Source organism: Mesorhizobium sp. M7A.F.Ca.MR.148.00.0.0, from assembly GCF_003997735.1.
Taxonomy (GTDB): Bacteria; Pseudomonadota; Alphaproteobacteria; order Rhizobiales; family Rhizobiaceae; genus Mesorhizobium.
Genome location: NZ_RZTB01000034.1, coordinates 17,677 through 38,346, shown reverse-complemented (window position 1 = coordinate 38,346; position 20,670 = coordinate 17,677). Strand labels below are relative to the sequence as shown.

Here is a 20,670-nt window from a genome sequence, read left to right as displayed (position 1 = left end):
CTCCCTTGTACCGGAGGCGTGCCGGCTTCCCCCTTTTGTCCGTCACGCCGCGTGGTCCAACGGTATGCCGCGCGTGGACTGACGGGTCAACAAGGATAGAGGGAGCAAATATCATCGCATGGCAGACAGTGCCCAATACCGGCGATCTGCCCTGGCGTCATGCAACCAAAGTCTGACGTTTCAGGCGATTTTGCCGGTGTCGCGGCCGGCGCCGATCAGGATCAGCGTCGTGACCAGGAACAGATACATCCACGCGTCGCGCCATTCGACCGGGAAATAGCCGGCCCACAGCGATTCGGCCATGCCGAAGGCGGCCGCGCCGAGTGCCGCGCGCAATGGCGAGAGATAGCCGCCGACCGCCGTCACGAACAGGATTTTCAGGCCGTAGACGAGGCCCGAGCCGAAGCTGACATTGCCGTAATAGAGCCCGGCCATCACACCGGCCAGCGCGGCGCAGAAGCCGCCGGACAGCACCGCGTGCCGGAACACCGCGCGTACGTCGACGCCGCACATCGCGGCTGCCTTGGGGTCGTCGGAGACGGCGCGCCAGCGCCGTCCGAAGCTCGACCGGGCAAATGCCCAGCTGGCCAGCGCGATTGCCGCCACCACCACGGCGCAGTCGATGAGCTGGATGAGCGTCAGCGTTGCCGTGAAGGTGGCGCCCTGCGCGAAAACGACAGGCTGCGCCAGCATCGGCGGGAGCCACAGATCATGCGTGTCGGCGGCGATGCGGCTCGCTTCGGACAGCAGCAGCAGGATGCCGAGCGTCGTCACCACAATTGCATTGGGCGTGCGGTCGGCCAAAGGTTCGAAGACACTGCGAGACAGCACGTGGCTGATCAGCGCGGCATAGAAGAACGCAGCGACGACGCCGAGCGCCACCGCCGCCAGCAGCGTCAGCCACAGCATCTGATAGCCGAAGGCGGCGGTCAGGATCATCGTCTGGCCGCAAAAGGCGAACAACGCGCCATGGGCGAGATTGGTGCGGTGCAGGATGCCGTTGGTCAGCACATAGCCAAAGGCAAGCAGCGCATAAAGCGCACCCGAATGCAGCCCGTTCAACACCTGCTGAAAGAAATAGAGCATGCAAAACCTCGAAGCATGCCGCCCAAAAGAGCGAAGCGGTCCTGGCCAACGACAGGCTCAAAAAGGCTGCGGAGACCACCGCATCCCGGAGTGAGGTTGCATCGCTGAATCTAACTTGTCAAATACGATTTATAGGTTAGATTTTCGCCATGACGGTATCCTGGACCCCGCACCGCTTCACCGGCGGCCTGCTTGCGCTCGACACGGCGAACACCGTCGTGCTGCGCGGCGATCCGGAGCGGACCTTCGACCGCTTCGACGATCCCGCCGAGATTGCCCGCTTCGCCGATGCGGCGAGCCGCTTTCGCGCTGCCGAACTTGGCGACCGGCCGTTGGCGGTATCTTCGGCGGTGGCGATCGCACCCGTCGTGCTGTCGATCCGCGAGGCGACTGACCGGCTGTTTCGTGGAGCGGTATCGAAGGGCGCGGTCGCCACCGCCGATCTGCCCGGATTCCTGAGCGCCTGCGCCGAGGGTCTTGCCGGCAGCCGGACCGAGATCGGTGCGCCGGGAAGGCCGTTCGGTGATCCCCTGACGCCGATCGCCTTCGAGGCGGCGCTGGCGGTTTCGGCGCTATCGCTTCTGCGCGACGACACCGTCGCAAGGCTCAGGATCTGTCCCAACTGCACCTGGCTGTTCGTCGACAGAAGCCGCAATTCCAGCCGCCTTTGGTGCGACATGGCGGTGTGCGGCAACAGGCGAAAGGCAAGCCGTCACTACCACCGCCGTCGCATGGCGGAAAATGAGGTCAGGAATGCGTAGCGGCCTTTCCCGTTCGATCCTTGTCGGCGCGGCACTCATCGCGGCCGTTGCGCTGGGCGCCTGCCGCGACAGCGGCAATGACGAAGGCAAGCTGTTCGAGATTTCCGGTAAGATATTCGTCTTCAACTACCGCCTCGCAAGGGCGACTTATGTCGTGACCCTGCGGCCGCTGAAGCCGATGGGAGAGGGCCAGGTCGCGGTCGCCAGCTTCCAGGATCCCGCCGGCGGCGCGCCTCTGGTGGTCGAGCAGAAGGTCTGGCCGAAGCTCGACAAGGTGACGCTGGAGAGCCCGGCACTGACCTGCGTCGTCAAGAACAAGCCCTATGCGATTGCCATCAGCATCAAGGGCGCCGACGGCGCGGTCCTGCAGAAGATCGATACCACGCTGATGTCGACGGAAGACCAGTCGATCCTGCCCGACCGGCCGCTGGTCATCGACCAACTCTACACCGCCAATCCCGATCTCGTCGGCCGTCCCGACGGCAAGCTGCCGGGCGAACCGAAGCCGGATTGCTCAAAGGGCGGCTGACGGGTCGAGGCCATCCGGGCCGCAGCTGAAATTTTCGTGCGCCGGGCAATGTCCGTGGATCGGTTTCATACCCGATTCAGGATGGCCGCGGACTGTTCGTTGCGCGCTGCCTGGCATCTGCGATTTTGTTTGACCTGCCTTGCAAGGGGAGAAAGGATGCGTCATCCGACCCCGACGTTGGCTGCCTGCCCCGCGTGGCCTCCGCAGAGGAAATGCCTGATGACGCTGCACGACGTCGCGCTCGACGACAAGTTCGATCTCGCAAAGGAGCGCATCTTCCTGTCCGGCGCGCAGGCGGTCATTCGCATGCTGCTGATGCAGCGCGAGCGTGATCGCCGCGCCGGCCTGAACACGGCCGGCTTCGTCTCCGGCTATCGCGGTTCGCCGCTCGGCGGCCTCGACATGCAGCTTTGGAAGGCGAAGAAACAGCTCGCCCAGGCTGACATCGTCTTCCAGCCGGGTCTCAACGAGGAGCTTGCCGCCACCGCTTGCTGGGGAACGCAGCAGACGGAACTGCTGGGCGAGGGCACTCATGACGGCGTCTTTTCGGTCTGGTACGGCAAGGGACCGGGTGTCGATCGCTCAGGCGACGTGTTCCGCCACGCCAACCTCGCCGGATCGTCGAAGCATGGCGGCGTGCTTGCGCTGATGGGCGATGACCATATGGCCGAATCCTCGACCAATGCGCACGCCACCGAATTCCTGTTCGTCGACACGATGGTGCCGATCCTCAACCCGGCCGGTGTCCAGGAGATCATCGATTACGGGCTCTACGGCTTCGCCATGTCGCGCTTTGCCGGTACCTGGGCGGCGATCAAATGCGTCAAGGACAACATCGAATCGACGGCCTCGGTCGATGCCTCGCTCGAGCGGCTGAACATCGTCGTGCCGGATTTCGACATGCCATCAGGCGGTCTGAACATTCGCCACGAGATCGATATGCTCGGTCAGGAGGAGCGGCTGCATGAGTACAAGCGCGCCGCGGCTTCCGCCTTCATCCTTGCCAACGGGCTGAACCGCATCGTCTATTCGGGCGGCCGCAACCCGAAGATCGGCATCATCACGCTGGGCAAGAGCTATCTCGATGTCCGTCAGGCGCTGGAGGACATCGGCATCGACGAGGCGGCCGCCAACCGCATCGGCGTGCGGCTGTTCAAGGTCGGCTGCCCCTGGCCGCTCGACCTGCATCACATCGCCGATTTCGCCCGCGGCCTCGACACCATTGTCGTCGTCGAGGAGAAGCGCTCGCTGATCGAAGTGCAGCTGCGCGAAAGCCTTTATGGCACTGCCACCCAACCGGTCATTATCGGCAAGAAGGACGAGCGCGGCGACTGGCTGTTTCCGGCCAAGGGCGCGCTCGATCCCAACGAGATCGCCATTGCGCTTGGCGAGAGGATCGTCAGGACCATCGGCCCGTCCGAAGAGATTTCGGCGCGGGTGGCGAAGCTGCGCCAGTTCCAGGCAATGCTCACCGAGGCCACCGACATCGGCTCGCGCACGCCGTTCTTCTGTTCCGGTTGCCCGCACAATTCATCCACCAAGGTGCCGGACGGCTCTATCGCCGCGGCCGGCATCGGCTGCCACTTCATGGCGCTGTGGATGGACCGCAACACCGTCGGTTTCACGGCCATGGGCGGCGAGGGCGCGCAATGGGTCGGCCAGGCGCCGTTCTCCAAGCGCGAGCACATCTTCCAGAATCTTGGCGACGGCACCTACAACCATTCCGGTACGCTGGCGATCCGCTTCGCGCTGTCGAGCGATGCCAACATCACCTACAAGATCCTCTACAATGACGCCGTCGCCATGACCGGCGGCCAGCCGCACGAAGGCGGCCTGACCGTCGACATGATCGCCAGGCAGGTGCGCGCCGAAGGCGTCGACCGCATCGCCATCGTCACCGATGAGCCCGGCAAATATGCCGGCAAGGCCGAATTCCCGGCCGGCGCCACCATCCATCACCGCGATGACCTCGATCTCGTCCAGCGCGAGCTGCGCGAGGTCAAGGGCGTTTCGGTGCTGCTCTACGACCAGACCTGCGCCGCCGAAAAGCGCCGCCGCCGCAAGCGCGGCACCTTCCCCGATCCCGACAAGCGGGTCTTCATCAACGAGCTGGTCTGCGAGGGCTGCGGCGATTGCGGCGTGCAGTCGAACTGCGTCTCGATCCAGCCGGTCGAGACCGAATTCGGCCGCAAGCGCAAGATCGACCAGTCGAGCTGCAACAAGGATTTCTCCTGCGTCAACGGCTTCTGCCCGTCCTTCGTCACTGTGCACGGCGCCAAGATCCGAAAGGCCGAGGGCCTTGCCGGCAAGGCCGATCCGCTGGAAGGCGTGCCCGTGCCGGCGCAATTCCCGCTTGGCGAGCAGGGTTGGGCGGCGATCATCGACGGCGTCGGCGGCACGGGCGTCGTCACCGTAGGTGCGGTGCTTGGCATGGCGGCGCATCTCGAGGACAAGGGCTGCGGCATGATCGACATGGCCGGCCTCGCCCAGAAGGGTGGCTCGGTGTTCACGCATGTCCGCATCGCCCGCACCCCGGACGACATCCATGCCATCCGCGTTTCGGCCGGCAAGGCCGATCTGGTGCTTGGCTGCGATCTCGTCGTGTCGGGCGCCAAGAAGGTGCTGACCGCGGTGCGCGAGGGCCACACCATCTTCGTCGCCAACACCGCCGAGATCATGCCTGGCGAATTTGCACGCTCGGCGGATTTTTCGTTGCCGATAGAGCGGCTGAAAAAGGCGATCCGTGCGGCCGCGGGCGACGACAAGGCGCATTTCTTCGACGCCACCCGCACCGCCACGGCACTTTTCGGCAACTCGCTCGGCGCCAACATGTTCATGCTCGGCTTTGCCTTCCAGCATGGCGGCCTGCCGCTATCCGCCGAGGCGGTCGAGAAGGCGATCGAGCTCAATGGCGAAGCCGTGGCGATGAACGTCGCCGCGTTCCGCTGGGGACGTCGCGCTGCCCATCAGCCGGAATTCGTGCGCGGCCTCGTTGCCCAGCCGGGTCCAGCCGTGGCTGGAAAGGCCGGCCCGGGCACGGATGTCGTCGAGACTCTGGACAATATCATCGCCCACCGCGTCGCCTTCCTGACAGCCTATCAGAACGCCGCCTATGGCAGGCGTTATGCCGAAAAACTGGCCGTTTTGCGCGCCGCTGAAGCGAAGGCCATACCCGGGTCGACCACGGTATCGCAGGCCGCCGCCAGGAACCTGTTCAAGCTGATGGCGATCAAGGACGAATACGAGGTGGCGCGGCTCTATACCGACGGCTCTTTCGCCGCCGAACTGGGCAAGCAGTTCCAGAGCTACGAAAGGCTCGAATTCCACCTCGCGCCGCCGATCATGGGCCGTCGCGGCAATGACGGAAGCCCCCGGAAATCGAGCTTCGGCCCGTGGATGATGAAGGGTTTTCGCCTGCTGTCGGCGATGAAGGGCCTGCGCGGCACCGCCTTCGACCTGTTCGGCTATACCGCCGAACGGCGCATGGAGCGGCGGCTCCTGGCGCAGTATGAGGCGGATCTGGAGCTCATCGCCGGATCGCTGGCCCCGGCCAGGGTCGATGCGGCGGTTGCGCTGGCCTCGGTGCCGGCCCTGATTCGCGGCTATGGTCACGTCCGTCGAGCCAGCGCCGACAAGGCCTCGAGCGAACGCCAAAGGCTGCTCGAACGCCTGTCGAGTACGCTGGCGCGGCCGAAACTTCAGGCCGCGGAATGATCGATACGCCTTGTTTACCTGAACGACAGTTTCCTTGCTTTCCGTAACGTCACCCGGCTTGACGGCAGGAGCGGCGGGGCCTCTCTAAATCTTTCTTAAGGCGGATGTGGCACTGCTTGGCTCCCCAGGGTTGGGATTCAGGCGTTGAATCTGATAAAGAAGAACGAGATCCCGGTCGACGTCTACATTCCGTTCGTGGAAACCTTGTTTCGCGACGGGTTGACGCTTTCGATAGGATTCTTTGCCCAAACCCTGCTGGTCGTGCTGGTTTACTGGAAAACCATGGATCCGGCCTATCTCGCGGTCACACTCGGACTGCTGGCCGTCGCCTTCCTTCGTCTTCGCAACATCAGGAAATATCGTCACGCTCCTTCGCCTCAAAATTGGGAAGAGGCGCGTCGCCGCGAGAACGACTACATACTGTACGGCTCGATGCATGGCTTCATGCTTGGTGCCTTCTGCTTTGTCGGCATCTATCTTGCCTATGACCCGTTCGCGGAAATAGCTGCCGTCTGCGTGACGCTTGCCTCCGCCACGTCTATTGCTGGCCGCAACTATGGTTCGCCGAGGATGGTCGTGATCTTCATTATGACCATGACTTGGCCGATCTCGCTGGGCTTCATCCTGCGGGGCGATCCCTATCACTTCATTCTCGGCCTGCTTTCGGCGCCATTTCTTTTTGCCATCAAGCGCTTCGCCGATCTGGTCCGCGAGGTGCTCTTCGCCGCCCTGTCCGAGGAAAAAAAGGCCAATCGCATCGCCCAGCGCTTCAACCGAGCGCTCAACACCATGTCGCACGGCCTTGTCATGCTCGGCCCGGACGGCCGCGTCGCGGTGGCCAATGCCGAGGCCGCGCATCTGATGTCGCTCAAGTCGCCCGACGCGCTGCTCGGCCGGTCGATCCATGGTCTGTTGATGCGCGGTGTCGCCGGCGGCATGCTGGCGCCCAAGGATTGCCGCTACATCGAGGCCCAACTGACGCGTGCCCTGCGCGAGGGCCGCGACCGCAAGGTGCTGGTTTCCCTCGCCAACGGCCAGCATTACGAGTTCTCGGCTCGCGAAGGCAGCCAGGAACTGGGCGTCATCACCTTCGAGGACGTCACCGCCCGTGTCGAGGCGGAAGACAAGATCCGCTTCATGGCACGTTACGATAACCTCACCGGCCTTCCCAACCGCGCCTATTTCCATGAACTGGTCGGCGAGGCCATGGTATCCGGCGATCGCGATCGTCTCTGCGGCCTTGCGGTGCTCGACCTCGACGATTTCAAGAGCGTCAACGACACGCTTGGCCATCCGATCGGCGATGGCTTGATCTATGCCGTTGCCGAGCGGCTTGCCGCCATTGCCAGGCAAGATATCACGGTCAGCCGTTTCGGTGGCGACGAGTTCATGATCTTCTTCGACCGCGTCGAGGACGAGAGCCATCTGACCAGCCAGCTCGACGAGATTTTCGCCGGCCTGCAAGGGGAAGTCGACGTCGCCGGTCACGGGCTGCGCATTCAGGCCAGCGGCGGCGCGGTGCTGTCACGGGTCAAGGATACCGATGTCGACGCCATGATCGTCAAGGCGGACCTGGCGCTCTACAAGGCCAAGGAGCTCGGCAAGAACAGCTGGCGGCTGTTCGAAGCCTCGATGGATGCCGCCTTCCGCAACCGTCAGCTGATGAAGGCGGACCTGCGTACAGCCGTGGAAAGCAAGGGCTTGAGGGTGGTCTATCAGCCGATCGTGGCGATGAGCACCATGCGTATCGCCAGCTGCGAGGCGTTGTGCCGGTGGGATCATCCCGATCTCGGGCCGATCTCGCCCAGCATCTTCATTCCTTTGGCCGAGGAAATGGGCATCATTTCCGAGATCAGCACATTCGTGCTGCAGGCAGCCTGCGCCGAATGCGCCAAATGGCCGGACCAGACCAGCGTCTCGGTCAATCTCTCGGCCAAGGATTTCCGCAACCGCGACGTCATCCAGAAGGTTCGCGATGCGTTGGCCGGCTCCGGCCTCGCCGCCTCCCGGCTCGAGATCGAGGTCACCGAAACGGCGCTGCTCGACGACAAGTCGCTGACGCGCCAGTATATCGAGGAGCTGAAGCAGATCGGCGTACGCATCGCGCTCGACGATTTCGGCACCGGCTATTCGAGCCTGAGCTATCTGCACAAACTGCCGCTCGACAAGATCAAGATCGACCGCTCGTTCCTGATGGACGTCACCCAGAACCCCCGTTCGCTCGAGCTGCTCAAGGGTATCGTCAACCTATCGCGGCCGCTGGGGCTTTCGGTCACCGTCGAGGGTGTAGAGACCTTCGAGCAGCTCAAGATACTGGCGCTGCAGGTCAAGCCCGACCTTGTCCAGGGGTTCCTGTTCGGTTCGGCGCTCAGCGCTTCCGGCATCGAGACCATGTCGAATACGGTATGGCCCTTCGCCAAGGACATCAATACAGCCAAGAGAGCCGCACGCCGCTGACCGGTGCCGGGAAGAATGTCGCCCTTTCATAAAAATTTACGGATCGTTAACGTTAATGATCGGTAAACGACGTGTGCTCCATTTTCATCTTTTACATCTCAGGGTCCCGTCGTAGGTTGAACTGCGGCGGAAACTTACGAGGGTTTGAGTATGGATGTGCAGTTGGAAGCGCTTGGCCATGTGGCGGGCGGGGGTGAAGAAAATTCGCCCGACAGCATGTCGAGTTTCGCCCGCAATGTTTCAGCGATGCTTGAGCGGACGGAATATCGCCGCTGCGACAAGGGAGAGGACCTCGAAGACATCTATAGGTTACGCTACAAATCCTATCGCTTGAATGATATGGTGCCGGAAAACCCGGAACATATTGTGCATGACGAGCTCGACGAAGCTGAAAATTGTTCCAAGTTCGGCGTCTATATTGACGGCATCCTGGTCTCCACGGTGCGCATTCATCATGCCTGCCGGGCTACGCCGCAATCGCCGTCTACAACTGTCTACGGCGACATCCTGCGCCCGATGCTGGCTGCCGGGGCGCACTTTGCCGATCCGAGCCGCTTTGCTGCCGACCCAGACTGGTCGAAGGTCTATCCGCAGATCCCGTACCTGACGCTGCGCCTTGCCGGAATGGCCTGCTTCTACTTCGACGCACCTTACTGTCTCTCGACTATCCGGCCCGAACATGCGGGTTTCTACCGTCGTATCTACTGTTCTGAGCAGATCGGCGAGCTGCGCGACTATCCAGGCCTGAACTACAAGGTCGTGCTTTATCGCGCCAATGTCGCTGCCATTCGCGAGCGGTCGTTCTCGCGCTTTCCATTCTTCCGATCCACATCTCTGGAGCAGCGTATGCTGTTCGAGACACCTGGTGCTGGAGAATTGGCGCCGCTGACCATCCTGCCGACTGCCAAATATTTTCGCGAAGCCGCCTGAGATTAGGCGTTTCGCAGAACCACTGGAGCTTTCCGGCCGGATACGCGTTCTGATGGCTCGGCGCCTTGTCGTCCTCGCCATTGGTCGCCGAATCCACGGATATGCCAAAGGAACCCGTCATGACCATTTCCACACTTGCGCTCACCCCGCTTATCTCGCTGATCGCCGGCGTGCTGATCCTGGTCATGCCAAGGCTGTTGAACTACATCGTCGCGCTCTATCTGATCGTCGTCGGGTTGCTCGGGCTATTTCCGCATCTAGCCGGCTGAGGGCGCCGGCTTAGGCCACGCAAGCGTCTGCCTTCGAAGCATCTTTCCGCATCAAGCATCAGAATCCAGCGATCGGACTCCGTCGCGCGTTGGCAGCCGGCTTCAACCTTTCCTTGAGGCAGTTGTCCGCTGTTGTGCGGCAATAGCGCCATTGCTCTCGGCCCGGCTTTTCGCTATGTGCCTGAAAGATGTCTTCGAAGGGGTATTCCTATGGCTGATCACTCGCCGACCGGTCCTGTCGAACTGGGCGCGAAGATGGACTATGCCGAGCATGACCGCACCTATGCGGGCTTCCTCGCGCTGGCCAAATACGGATCGCTTTTCTGCGGAGCCCTGCTTCTGGCGATGGCCTTCGGCTTCTTCGCGGGCGGCTTCTTCTCGGCGACCATCCTGTTCGTGCTGATTATGGCCGTCGGCGCCTTTATCCTCCGATAGACTTTCCGACACCTTGTCCACGGCGCCGCCGCGAGGCCGGCCGGCGTCTTGCGGGAAATAGCTTCCGGCCGAAAGGATCATGCGGTGGGACAGACGGTTTTCATCCCTCGTGAGCTCGATGCCAACGAGCCGCGCGTCGCGGCCTCGCCCGACACGGTGAAACGGCTGGCGGCGTTGGGCTTCGACGTCGTCGTCGAGGCCGGTGCCGGTCTGAATTCGCGCATCGTCGATGCCGATTATGCGAGCGCCGGCGCCGCCATCGGCAAAGCTTCCGATGTCGCCAAGGCCGATGTCGTGCTGAAGGTGCGCCGGCCCGGTGATGCCGAACTGAAGAGCTACAGGCCCGGTACAGCGGTCATTGCCATCATGGATCCCTATGGCAATGATGCCGCTGTGGCAGCCCTGGCCAAGGCTGGCGTCACCGCTTTCTCGATGGAATTCATGCCACGCATCACGCGCGCCCAGTCGATGGACGTCTTGTCCTCGCAGGCCAATTTGGCCGGCTATCAGGCGGTGATCGACGGGGCTTCGGAATATGATCGCGCGCTGCCGATGATGATGACGGCGGCCGGCACGGTGCCGGCGGCGAAGGTCTTCATCATGGGCGTCGGCGTTGCCGGCCTGCAGGCTATCGCCACCGCGCGTCGCCTTGGTGCGGTCGTCACCGCAACCGACGTGCGCCCCGCCGCCAAGGAACAGGTCGCCTCGCTCGGCGCAAAGTTCCTTGCGGTCGAGGACGAGGAATTCAAGGCGGCCGAGACGGCAGGCGGCTACGCCAAGGAGATGTCTAAGGAATACCAGGCCAAGCAGGCGGCACTCACATCAGAGCACATCGCCAAGCAGGATATCGTTATCACCACGGCGCTGATCCCCGGCCGACCGGCGCCGAAGCTGGTCTCAGCGGCCATGGTCGCCTCGATGAAGCCAGGCTCGGTTCTCGTCGATCTGGCGGTTGAGCGCGGCGGCAATGTCGAGGGCGCTGAAGCCGGCAAGGTTGTCACCACGGCCAACAATGTAAAAATCGTCGGCCATCTCAATGTGCCCGGCCGCATCGCGGCGTCGGCCTCGCTGCTTTATGCCAGAAACCTGTTTGCCTTCCTGGAAACGCTGGTCGACAAGACGACCAAGACGCTTGCCTTCAACCGGGACGACGATCTGGTCAAGGCAACGATGCTGACCGACGGCGGCAAGGTGGTTCATCCGGCATTCGTGAAGGCTGACCAGCAGCCCCATGTCGAGCCGGCGGCGATCCCGGCCAAGACCATGGTCGCCGACGCTTCGCCCAAGAAAGCCGCGCCCAAGAAGGCGGCCGCCTCCAAGTCGCCCTCGTCGAAGCCGAAAGGGATCGCGTGATGGACCAGACCCTGCAGAAAGCCCTCGACCAGCTCGACCAGGCTTCCGCCGCCGTCCGGCTGGCGGTGCAAAACATGGCGACCGCGCCTGGTGGTGCCGACGCGGCGGGTGATGCGGCGCATGCGCTGTCCGGCGGTGCCATCGATCCCTTCGTCTTCCGCTTCGCCATCTTCGTCCTGGCGATCTTCGTCGGCTACTACGTCGTCTGGTCGGTGACCCCCGCGCTGCACACGCCGCTGATGGCCGTCACCAACGCCATCTCCTCGGTCATCGTCGTCGGCGCGCTGCTTGCCGTCGGCATTGCTGCTTCCGGCGTCGCCGCCGGCTTCGGCTTCGTCGCGCTGATGCTGGTGTCGGTCAACATCTTCGGCGGCTTCCTCGTCACCCAGCGCATGCTGGCCATGTACAAGAAGAAGGACAAGTAGAGCGCCATGAACGCCAACTTCGCGTCCTTCCTCTACCTCGTCTCCGGCGTCCTGTTCATCATGGCGCTGCGCGGCCTGTCGCATCCGACCACCAGCCGCCAGGGCAATCTCTACGGCATGATCGGCATGGGCATCGCCATCGCCACCACGCTGGCGCTGGCAACCCCCTCGGCCGGCCGCTTCGGCCTGATCGTGCTCGGCCTGGCCATTGGCGGCAGCGTCGGCGCCGTCACCGCGCGCCGCATCGCCATGACTTCGATGCCGCAGCTGGTCGCCGCCTTCCACTCGCTGGTCGGCCTCGCTGCCGTCATGGTGGCGGCCGCCGCCATCTATGCGCCGGAAAGCTTCGGCATCGGCACGGATGGCGACATCCACGCCCAGGCGCTGATCGAGATGAGCCTTGGCGTCGCCATCGGCGCCATCACCTTCACCGGCTCGGTCATCGCCTTCCTCAAGCTCGATGGCCGCATGTCCGGCAAGCCGATCATGATCGGTGGACGCCACTTCATCAACGCGGCACTTGCCATCGCGCTCGTCGTGCTGATCGTGCTGCTGGTCACCACCGAGTCAAAGCTGGTCTTCTGGCTGATCGTTGCGGCATCGCTCGTCCTTGGCGTCCTTCTCATCATCCCGATCGGCGGCGCCGACATGCCGGTCGTCGTCTCGATGCTGAATTCCTATTCGGGTTGGGCGGCCGCTGCACTCGGCTTCACGCTCGGCAATCTGGCGCTGATCATCACCGGTGCGCTGGTCGGCTCATCCGGCGCGATCCTGTCCTACATCATGTGCAAGGGCATGAACCGAAGCTTCATCTCGGTCATTCTCGGGGGCTTCGGCGGCGAGACGGCAGCGGCCGCCGATGACGGCATCGAACGCACGGTCAAGCAGGGTTCCGCCGACGATGCCGCCTACCTCATGATGAACGCCCAGAAAGTCATCATCGTGCCGGGCTACGGCATGGCGGTTGCCCAGGCGCAGCACGCACTGCGCGAAATGGCCGACAAGCTTAAGGCCAATGGCGTCGACGTCAAATACGCCATCCATCCGGTCGCCGGCCGCATGCCCGGCCACATGAACGTGCTGCTCGCCGAAGCCAATGTGCCCTACGACGAAGTGTTCGAACTCGAGGACATCAACTCGGAATTCGCGCAAGCCGATGTCGCCTATGTCATCGGCGCCAACGACGTCACCAACCCGTCCGCGCGAGACGACAAGTCGTCGCCGATCTACGGCATGCCGATCCTCGACGTCGACAAGGCGCGCACCTGCCTGTTCGTCAAGCGCTCGCTCGGCTCCGGCTATGCCGGCATCGACAACACGCTGTTCTACAAGGACGGCACCATGATGCTGCTCGGCGATGCCAAGAAGATGACCGAAGAGATTGTCAAGGCCATGGATCACTGATTTCGCCACGGCGACTGACCCAAAAGCAAGAGCCCGGCGCAAGGCCGGGCTTTTGCTTTTCAATGCTGAGCCGCTTCAGCGGCTGGTGAGAAAAACCGCTTCCTCATCGTCGCGCTGCTTGCCCCCAAGGGCCGCGGCAGCACTGGCGATGAAAGCGCCGATGGCTAGCGAGAGCGCACCAAGCAGCGCAAAGGTAGCGCCAGCCTTCCTGGCGGTGTCGGCAGCCTCCTGCGCCTTGACCTTGGCGTCCTGAGCCCTGGCGATGATCGCATCCACCCGCGCCTTGGCATCTGCTTCCGAAAGACCGGTGCGGGCGGCGACGAGTTGCGACAGATAGGTCTTGTCGTCTGCCGAAACCTCGCCTGCCGCCGCACCGGCGATCAGGATGCGCGAGGCCTGCCCGGTCGCGGCGGTATCGCTGTCCGGATTGGCGGCAGCCAGCCTGCCCGGATCGGCCGGACGGAACAGTGAATCCACAAGGTAGGATGTCGCATTGTCGACCGATGCGCTGCCGGCATTGGCCGAAGCCCCCGCCGATGCACCCATGGCAGCGCCAGACGCCACGGTGGACACCGCTTGCACGCCTGAACCGATCGCTGCGGAAAGGGCGGAGCCAAGCACGCCGACGACGAGCAAAGTGGCCAGCGCCCAGGCAAGAAAGCCGTGTGCGGTGTCCCGGAAATAGACCTCATCGGTGTGGATGCCGACCCATTTGGTGCGCAGCCGCCCGGCAAGATAGCCTCCGAAACCAGAGGACAGCCATTGCACGATGACAAGCCAGACGGCGGTGGATGCCGCGAAGGTGGTTACCGACGCGCCGGATCCCGACCATGGCGACACCATGGTCAATCCCAGCCCCGAACCGAGCAGCATGAGGATGAAGGTCAACGTGGAAGCCGCGAAGGCACCGGCGATGATCGGTCCCCAACTGACGGCGGTGGAGGAGGATTCTGTTGAAGTGGAAACGTCGACAGCCGATAGGGTGGACTGCATGGAAGCCCCCTACCGTACGAACAGCATGATCAGAATGATGATCGGGATCGGAATACCGAGCAACCAGAGCAAAATGCCGCGTCCCATGAAGGCCTCCTGTAAGAAATTGTGACCGATGTTGTCACAATGTCCCGCAGGGACTTCCGTTCCGGCGCGTTGTAAAATGATTTTGTTGCCGCCGGTGGAACAATGGCGCGCCGCAGCGCGCCAATTCAGATTTAACGTCCAGATCAGATATCCAGATTGGCGACCGACAGCGCGTTGTCCTGGATGAACTCGCGCCTGGGTTCGACCTCGTCGCCCATCAGCCGCGAAAACAGCGAATCCGCGTCGGTCGCGTCATTGACCTTGACCTGCAGCAGCGAGCGCACGTTCGGGTCGAGCGTGGTTTCCCACAGCTGTTCGGCGTTCATCTCGCCGAGACCCTTGTAGCGCTGCATTGTCAGGCCCTTGCGGCCGGTCGCAAAGACCGCATTGAGCATCGCCAGCGGCCCCGAGATGGTTTCGGAGACATCCTTGCGGCGCAGCACCGGCGGCGACCCGTAGACTTCGCTGAGGCGCTGTGCGTAGCGGTCGAGCTGGCGTGCGTCGGCCGAATTGATCAGCGCCAGGTCGAGATGCGCGTATTCCTTGACGCTGCGCACCGTGCGCTCGAACACATAGCCGCCGACACCTTCATTCGAGGTCGACATGCGGCCGGTCCAGCCGCGCTCGGTGTCCTCGGCAATGATGTCGAGGCGTTTTGCAATCCGCTCCGCCATGGCGTTGGCGCGGCCGAGATCGGTGAACACGTCCGGGTTGAGCCCGCCGGCGATCGCCGCCTGTTCGACGACGCCTCTGTTGTAGCGCGTGTGCAGGCCGTTGATCAGCTGGCGCACCGCCAGTGCGTCGTCGATGGCTCCGCGCAGGTCCTGCCCGATGCGAACCTCGCCCGAGCCGAGCGTAAGCGATGCTTCCTCCAGTCCCGAGCCGATCAGGAACTCTTCGAACGCGCTCTCGTCCTTGATGTATTGCGAGCTCTTGCCGCGCGTCACTTTGTAGAGCGGCGGCTGGGCGATATAGAGATGGCCGCGCTCGATCAGCTCCGGCATCTGCCGGAAGAAGAAGGTCAGCAGCAAGGTTCTGATATGGGCGCCGTCGACATCGGCGTCGGTCATCAGGATGATCTTGTGGTAGCGCAGCTTGTCGGCGTTGAACTCGTCCTTGCCGATCGAGGTGCCGAGCGCCGTGATCAGCGTGCCGATCATGTCGGAGCCGAGCATACGGTCGAAGCGCGCCCGCTCGACATTGAGGATCTTGCCGCGCAACGGCAGGATCGCCTGGTTCTGGCGCGAACGCCCACCCTTGGCCGAGCCGCCGGCGGAGTCACCCTCGACGATGAAGATTTCGGACTTCGCCGGGTCGCGTTCCTGGCAGTCGGCCAGTTTGCCGGGCAGGGAAGTGACGCCGAGCGAGCTCTTGCGGGTGATATCGCGCGCCTTGCGCGCCGCTTCACGCGCCGCCGCCGCCTGGATGACCTTGTCGACGACCACCCTGCCTTCGCTCGGATGTTCTTCAAGCCAGGTGCCGAGCGCTTCGTTGACCAGGCCTTCGACGACAGGACGGACTTCCGACGAGACCAGCTTGTCCTTGGTCTGCGAGGAGAATTTCGGATCTGGAACCTTGACTGAAAGCACCGCCGTCAGGCCTTCGCGACAATCGTCGCCGATCAGCGAGACCTTTTCCTTCTTGGTCAGGCCGGAGGATTCGCCATAGCCGGTGATCTGGCGCGTCAGCGCGCCGCGAAAGCCGGCCAGATGCGTGCCGCCATCGCGCTGCGGGATGTTGTTGGTGAAGGCCAGCACGTTCTCGTGGTAGCTGTCGTTCCACCACATCGCCACTTCGACGGTGATCCCGTCGCGCTCCGCTCGGATGGCGATCGGCTTGTCGATCAGCGGTTTCTTGACCCGATCGAGATATTTGACGAATTCTTCGAGGCCTCCGTCATAGTGCAGTTCATGGCGCACGACATCGGCGTGACGGGCATCGGTCAAAATGATGCGCACGCCGGAATTGAGGAAGGCAAGCTCACGCAGCCGGTGTTCCAGCGTGCCGAAGTCGAATTCGACCATGGTGAAGGTCTCGGCCGACGGGAAGAAGGTGATCTGGCTGCCGCTGCGGCCCTCATAGGTGCCCGGCTGCTTGTCCTGCTCATAGCTGCCGGTCGCCTTCAGCGGCGCGTCGGCATTGCCATGCGTGAAACTCATCTCGAAGATCTGGCCGTTGCGGCGGATTTTCAGCTTCAGCCACGCCGACAGCGCGTTGACCACCGAGACGCCGACGCCATGCAGGCCGCCCGAGACCTTGTAGGAATTCTGGTCGAACTTGCCGCCGGCATGCAGCTGCGTCATGATCACTTCGGCCGCCGAAATGCCTTCTCCGGTGTGGATATCGGTCGGAATTCCGCGGCCATTGTCGATCACGGTGACCGAACCATCGGGGTTGAGCGTCACGGTGACGAGATCGGCGTGACCGGCCAGCGCCTCGTCGATGGCGTTGTCGACCACTTCATAGACCATGTGATGCAGGCCCGAACCGTCGTCGGTATCGCCGATATACATTCCGGGGCGTTTGCGGACAGCATCCAACCCCTTCAAAACCTTGATGGAATCGGCGCCGTATTCGGCTTCAGCGCCGTTATTGTTGTCGATCTGATCGCTCATGAAAACCTGTTGTCTGGATGCCGCTTGCACGGCGCGAAAAACCCGCTCCGAATCGCGCCTCTGATATGCACCAGATATAGGCGCAAAAGGCGGTTTTTCCAAGGTTTGCAGGCATTTCACGGGGAATGAGCCGGCTGTCCATGGCAGCCTCCCGTCAGGCCCTATTTCACTTTGGCCAGCCGGTCCCTGAGAAACTTGATCATGAACTTGTATCGCGGCGCCAGCCGCCCGCTGCGGTCGAGCTCCAGCGTCATGTCCAGCGCCTGCGAAAGCACCGTCTTGGGGTTCTTGGCGACCTGAGCGTAGTCGATCATGGCAACCACCAGGTCGCGCTGCCAGGTGGCGTTGTTCGGGTCGGACCGGGCGAGCTTCTGGCGGATGTCGAGACTGTCCTGGAAAGCCTGCCGCGCGCCTTTGACGTCGCGCTGCTTGGCCTTGAGCATGCCGATCTCGGACAGGGTGATCGACAGGTCGCGTTGCCAGTCGGCATTGGCAGGGTCGAGCTTGGCCAGCCGGTCGGCGATAGCGAAACTGTCTGTATAGGCCTTGAGTGCTCCGGCGCGGTCGCCCTGTATCGCCAGAATGCCGGCGACCTTTTCCAGGCTGACCGAGAGGTCGCGTTGCCAGTCGGCGTTGGCAGGGTCACTGGCCGCCAGCACGCGGGCTATCGAGAGGGCTTGCCTATAGGCGGCGAGGGCTGCCGGCCATTCCTCTTGATCGCTCAGCGCATTGCCCATCTTTGCGTTGCCGACAGACAGGTCGCGCTTCAGCTCACTGTTGTCGGGGTCGCGGCCCACTAATTGTTCGACGATCGCATGGCCCGCTTTATAGGACGCGAGTGCGCCCGCCGCATCGCCGCGCTCGCGCTTGAGGTCGCCGATCGTATCATGGCTGACCGACACATCGCGCTGCCGTTCGGCATCCTGCGGCTTCTTTTCGGCCAATGCCAATCGGATATTCAGGCTCTCCTCGTAGGCCATCTGGGCGTTGTCCAGTTGCCCCATGACCCGAGCAAGGCCGCCGATCTCGTCATAGCTGATCGTCAGGTCGCGCTGCAGTTCGGCGCGCTCCGGCTCGTTGTCGGCAAGCTGCTTCTTGACCGACAAGCCTTCCTGGTAGATCTGCGAGGCCCCAGCCAGATCGCCTTGCGTCACAAGCACATTGCCGATCTTGTCGTCGGCCATGGCGAAGTCGCTGAACCATGACAGCCGATCGGGTTCGGCAGCGGTCAAATCCCTGAGCATGGTTCTGGCGGTCCGATAGTTTTCCAGCGCTTCCGGCAGGTCTCCTTGCGCCAGCTTGATGTTGCCGAGCTTGATGTGGCTGACGGCAAAATCGCGCTTGACGCTCGGGTCGGTTTCCCGGGCCGAACGCAGCTCGAGATTGGACACCAGCGCTGCAAAGGCGCGGCCTGCCGCATCGGTGTTGCCGACAAGGGTGTAGAGCTTGCCGAGCTCGTCCAGCGTTCGGATCTGGCGGTCGGCCTGGTCCAGGGTCAGATCGGTTTGCCCGGCCTCGCCGTAGAGGACCAGCACCGATTCATAGTCCTTGATGGCCGTGGCATAGTCGAGGTCGGCACGCGCCGCACCGCCCGACAGGAAACGCGTCGCCGCCTCGGACAGCGTGCGGTTGACGAAGTTGGCCTTCAAGGCGTTGCGCGAAACATTGTCGATTTCGGCGGCCTTTGCGAGGATGGCGCGAGCCCCATCGAAGGCGCCGAGCGAAAGCTGCTCCTCGGCCTGCCGGCGCAATTCCGTCACCTGCGGATCATCGGAGGCCAGCGTCCTCATTTCGCCGCGCACCTTGACGAAGGCGTCGGCCGCCTCGCGCAACCGGGCATTCAGGCTGTCCGCCGAAAGGTGGCTGGCGTCGGAGCTGATCAACACGCCGTAGAGAGGCGCCAGCGGCATGTCGGCATCGCTGGCGACCTGCTCGACCTCACCGCGCATTTCCGGCGTCACGTCGGCCATGGCAAGCAACAGGCGCTCGCGCTCCGGCAATTGTTGCTTGGCGGCCGCGGCAAAAAACAGCTTCGGCAGGCCGCTCTCGACGTAAGGCAGCTGTTTGCCCCGCGACAAATCGTAGACCTCCTGCTGCACCAGCGTCAGCACCGAGCGGATCTCGAGCCCGTCGGTGCCGAGATATTTGGTCAGCGCTGTCGTGAAGGGCGAGTTCTGGCCGGTGCCGTCGGCAGCCGTCTCGCCCGGTGCGGCGGAGAAGGCGAACAGGATGTTTTCGGCGCGGCCAATCCGGCCGAGACCCGGCTTCACCTTGTCGGAGACATCCTTTGCCAGCGATGTCGCGCCGCGCCCTTCACCGCTGCTTCCCGAAAAGGGATCGCTGCGGCAGGCGTCGAGCATGATCAGGCCGACCTTGGCCGTGGCGGCCACGCTGTCGCGCACCTCTTCCAGCGGCAGGCTGGTCTTCTCCAGCGCATCGAGCGAGGAGGCGTCGGCATCGATCGGGAGCAGCCGGTTGTCGCCCGAGATTTCCACGCCGTGGCCGGAGAAGTAGACCAGCGCCACGTCGGCGCCTTTGGCATCCAGGCGAAAATCGTCGAGCGCGCGGCGCATTCGCCGCAGGTCGCGATTGGTTTCGAGGATGACCTCGAAGCCGAGCTTCTTCAGCGCCGCTGCCATCGCCTCGCCGTCATGGACCGGATTGGCGAGCGGCCGAACCAGGCGGTAGCCGTCCTCGGCTATGATCAAAGCCACGCGTCGCTCAGCCACCGCGGCGGCGGTGCTCATGAGCATCAGCAGCAAGGCAAAAAGCAAGCGCAAGTCGAACCGCCCCCCGGCTTGTCCATTTGCGCAAACATTCCACCTCTTTATGCCATGAGCAAGCCGGGCTTTTTGCGGAAGACCAGCGTTTTCAGGCAACCCGCATAGGCTTCAAAGCCTCGCTCCAGCGCAACAGCTCGTCGAGCATGGTTTTGGCTCCGCCCTGCACCTGTTCGCTGGCGTTGAAAGCGCCGTTCTCATCGAGCAGTTTCTGGTACATCGGCAGCGCGACGCCTTCCGAGATCGGCATGACGCCGACCGATGTCAGCAACGGCTTCAGCGCTTGCGCCGCGCGCAGGCCGCCGGAGACGCCGCCATAGCTGAAAATGGCTGCAGGCTTGTACTTCCATTCACGCGAGAGATAATCGACCGCGTTGACGATCGCCGGCGCCACGAAATAATTGTATTCCGGCGCCACGAAGACGAAGGCGTCGGCGGCATCGATCGCTTTCGACCAGGCCTTGGTATGGTCGTTCTTGTAATTGCCGAGCCTTGGATGGTGCGGTTCGTCCAGCACCGGAAGCTTGAACGTATCGATGTCGGTCAGTACCGGCTCGAATTTTCCATGCTCGCGCGCGAACGTCTCCAGCCACTCGGCAAAAACCGGTCCGGCGCGGCCTGGCCGCGTGCTGCCGATGATGATGTTCAACTGGTGCTTCAAGGCGGGCTCCTAGGTCTGGCGGTATCTGTTGGTGACCTACGGCAGGGCACGGCCGCGGACAAGGCGGCACCGCCATGGAGGCGGTCACAATCGGCTGAACGGATCGCCTGCCGTGACGCCTCGGGCTGCATATTTGCGCCTGCCGTTCGGTCACATGGACGCCCGCATTGC

15 protein-coding genes are annotated in these 20,670 nt (G+C 63.1%); 10 read left to right on the top strand and 5 right to left on the bottom strand.

What is annotated here, in order from left to right; translation table 11 throughout:
- Positions 1–180: 180 nt before the first annotated feature.
- Positions 181–1,086 carry a branched-chain amino acid ABC transporter permease gene (locus EOB49_RS15565; RefSeq protein WP_127381474.1) on the bottom strand — a complete coding sequence of 302 codons (906 nt, stop codon included), beginning with the start codon at positions 1,084–1,086 and terminating at the stop codon, positions 181–183.
- 149 nt (positions 1,087–1,235) lie between these two features.
- On the opposite strand from EOB49_RS15565, the gene EOB49_RS15560 reads away from it, so the two are divergent.
- From EOB49_RS15560 to EOB49_RS15515, 10 genes are all read left to right on the top strand, one after another.
- A complete protein-coding gene (locus EOB49_RS15560) occupies positions 1,236–1,847 on the top strand; it encodes a CGNR zinc finger domain-containing protein (protein WP_127381473.1) in 612 nt (203 codons plus the stop codon).
- Entirely contained in the window at positions 1,840–2,376 is a 537-nt protein-coding gene (locus EOB49_RS15555; protein ID WP_127381472.1) for a hypothetical protein, read from the top strand. The genes EOB49_RS15560 and EOB49_RS15555 overlap by 8 nt, the downstream gene beginning before the upstream one ends.
- 219 nt (positions 2,377–2,595) lie before the next feature.
- Positions 2,596–6,090 (top strand): indolepyruvate ferredoxin oxidoreductase family protein, encoded by a 3,495-nt coding sequence (locus EOB49_RS15550; protein WP_127381471.1) that lies wholly within the window; start codon positions 2,596–2,598, stop codon positions 6,088–6,090.
- A gap of 144 nt (positions 6,091–6,234) precedes the next feature.
- Positions 6,235–8,547, top strand: coding sequence for an EAL domain-containing protein (locus tag EOB49_RS15545; RefSeq protein WP_127267398.1), 2,313 nt, complete (start codon positions 6,235–6,237; stop codon positions 8,545–8,547).
- Positions 8,548–8,697: 150 nt separating this feature from the next.
- Positions 8,698–9,477, top strand: coding sequence for a hypothetical protein (locus EOB49_RS15540; RefSeq protein WP_127267397.1), 780 nt, complete (start codon positions 8,698–8,700; stop codon positions 9,475–9,477).
- A gap of 119 nt (positions 9,478–9,596) precedes the next feature.
- Positions 9,597–9,746, top strand: coding sequence for a DUF3096 domain-containing protein (locus EOB49_RS15535; protein WP_013528205.1), 150 nt, complete (start codon positions 9,597–9,599; stop codon positions 9,744–9,746).
- A gap of 210 nt (positions 9,747–9,956) precedes the next feature.
- A complete protein-coding gene (locus EOB49_RS15530) occupies positions 9,957–10,181 on the top strand; it encodes an aa3-type cytochrome c oxidase subunit IV (protein WP_127267396.1) in 225 nt (74 codons plus the stop codon).
- Positions 10,182–10,265: 84 nt separating this feature from the next.
- A complete protein-coding gene (locus EOB49_RS15525; protein ID WP_127381470.1) occupies positions 10,266–11,534 on the top strand; it encodes a Re/Si-specific NAD(P)(+) transhydrogenase subunit alpha in 1,269 nt (422 codons plus the stop codon).
- The gene (locus EOB49_RS15520) at positions 11,531–11,959 is read left to right on the top strand and encodes a proton-translocating transhydrogenase family protein (RefSeq protein ID WP_206516855.1); all 429 of its coding nucleotides are present in this window, start codon (positions 11,531–11,533) and stop codon (positions 11,957–11,959) included. Before EOB49_RS15525 ends, EOB49_RS15520 begins: the two co-directional genes overlap by 4 nt.
- A 6-nt stretch (positions 11,960–11,965) precedes the next feature.
- Positions 11,966–13,363, top strand: a complete 1,398-nt coding sequence (locus EOB49_RS15515; RefSeq protein WP_127323044.1) for an NAD(P)(+) transhydrogenase (Re/Si-specific) subunit beta — start codon at positions 11,966–11,968, stop codon at positions 13,361–13,363.
- A gap of 75 nt (positions 13,364–13,438) precedes the next feature.
- Here the strand turns inward: EOB49_RS15515 and EOB49_RS15510 are convergent, their stop codons facing one another.
- From EOB49_RS15510 to EOB49_RS15495, 4 genes are all read right to left on the bottom strand, one after another.
- Positions 13,439–14,356: a hypothetical protein gene (locus EOB49_RS15510; protein ID WP_127381469.1), complete on the bottom strand. Its 918-nt coding sequence runs from the start codon at positions 14,354–14,356 to the stop codon at positions 13,439–13,441.
- A gap of 230 nt (positions 14,357–14,586) precedes the next feature.
- Positions 14,587–17,058 (bottom strand): DNA topoisomerase (ATP-hydrolyzing) subunit B, encoded by a 2,472-nt coding sequence (gene gyrB / locus EOB49_RS15505; RefSeq protein ID WP_127381468.1) that lies wholly within the window; start codon positions 17,056–17,058, stop codon positions 14,587–14,589.
- Between the two features lie 161 nt (positions 17,059–17,219).
- Positions 17,220–19,838: a caspase family protein gene (locus EOB49_RS15500; protein WP_127381467.1), complete on the bottom strand. Its 2,619-nt coding sequence runs from the start codon at positions 19,836–19,838 to the stop codon at positions 17,220–17,222.
- 91 nt (positions 19,839–19,929) lie between these two features.
- Complete coding sequence (locus EOB49_RS15495) at positions 19,930–20,499, bottom strand: NADPH-dependent FMN reductase (protein WP_127381466.1); 570 nt, start codon at positions 20,497–20,499, stop codon at positions 19,930–19,932.
- Positions 20,500–20,670: the final 171 nt, after the last annotated feature.